A 1,483-nucleotide genomic window follows, 5' to 3' on the forward strand; every position below is an offset into this window, starting at 1 on the left:
GGCGGGGACGGCGGCGGGCTTCCGGCGGTCATCGCGGACCCGCCCCACCGTCCGGCGCCGGACGGCGGTCCTCCGCGGCCGGCCCCGGCCGGATGGTCGGGGCCCCCGGCGGGGCGACGCGGTGGGACCGGCGCAGGAACACCCGGGCACCGGCGGGCAACGCGGGACGACCCCCGGCCCCCGGGACCCCGTCCGGTCCGGAGGGCCCGGGCACCAGGCCGGCGCGTGCCGGGCCGTCGGAACCGGGGGGAAACGGAACCGGAAGGGCGACGGCGCCCGGGTCGGCTCCCCCGGCGGGGTGCGGGCCGGACGCGGGCAGGTCCGGCAGGAGCGTGCGGTAGAGCCCGCGCACCGCCGCCGTGGCGCCCCGCAGGTCGTGGTGCCGGCGGACCCGGCGGCGGACCGCGACGCCGATGCCGACGCGTCCCGGCGGGTCGGCCAGCAGCCCCACCACCGCCGAGGCCAGTGCCCGCGGGTCCCCCGGCGGCACCAGGCAGCGCCCGAGGTGCTCCTTCGGCAGGCACTCGCGGGCCCCGGCGACGTCGGTGAGCAGCACCGGCCGACCGCAGGCCATCGCCTCCAGGGGGGTCAGCGCCATCCCCTCCCACCGGGAGGGCTGGACGACCAGATCGGCGGCGGCGTACCAGGGGCGGGGGTCGTCCACGGCACCGGTGAACAGGACGCCGCGCGGGGCCGTGGCCCGCAGCGCCTCACCCACCGGACCGTCACCGACCAGCACCAGGCGGGCGTCGGGGAGCCGGCGCAGCACCCGCGGCCAGGCCCGCAGGAGCACGTCCTGGCCCTTCTGTCGGCACAACCGCCCGACGCACACGACCAGGGGCGCGCGCGGCGGGACGGCGTGGACGGCGTGGAGCCCGGCGCGAACCCCGCGGCGGGCGGCGGAGTCCAGGGGGGTGAAGCGGGCGGTGTCCACCCCGTTGGGGATCACCGCTCCGTCCGCGACCACCCCGGCGCGCAGGCCGGCGGCGCGCTCCGCGTGGCTCACCCACAGCAGCCGGTGTGTCCAACGGGTGGCGTGTCGCTCCCAGCGGACGGCGAGGGGACGCACCGGCCCGGCGGCCTCGAAGGACCAGGCGTGGGGTTGGAAGACGGTGGGGTACCGGCCGCGCAGGGCGAGCCGTCCGGCCAGCCCCGCCTTGGCGCTGTGCAGGTGGATCAGTCGGGGGGCCAGGGTCTCGACCGCCCGGAGCACGTCGGCGGTCTCGCGGGCCAGGCCGGGGCCGGGTTCGCGGCCGGCGGGCCAGGGCAGCACGAGCGTGCCGAGGGCCCGGGCGGCACCGGCGAGGGGGCCGGTGGGCGGACACAGGAGTGCGGGCCGCAGTCCGGCGGATACCTGATCACGCAGCAGGTCCAGGACGACGCGCGCGACTCCGCCGCCGGTGGGCTGCGCGACGTGCAGCACGACGGGTGTCGCGGGGGCGGGGTCGGACGTCCGGGTGCGGGCACCGGCACGCGCCGGTGC

Annotated in this window: 1 protein-coding gene; it reads right to left on the bottom strand. The window is 80.1% G+C overall.

What is annotated here, in order from left to right:
• Positions 1-28: 28 nt before the first annotated feature.
• Entirely contained in the window at positions 29-1,423 is a 1,395-nt protein-coding gene (locus tag FNQ90_RS22885) for a glycosyltransferase (RefSeq protein WP_182608088.1), read from the bottom strand.
• Positions 1,424-1,483 lie beyond the last annotated feature (60 nt).

Origin of the sequence: Streptomyces alkaliphilus (assembly GCF_014141535.1) — a bacterium.
Taxonomy (GTDB): Bacteria; Actinomycetota; Actinomycetes; order Streptomycetales; family Streptomycetaceae; genus Streptomyces; species Streptomyces alkaliphilus.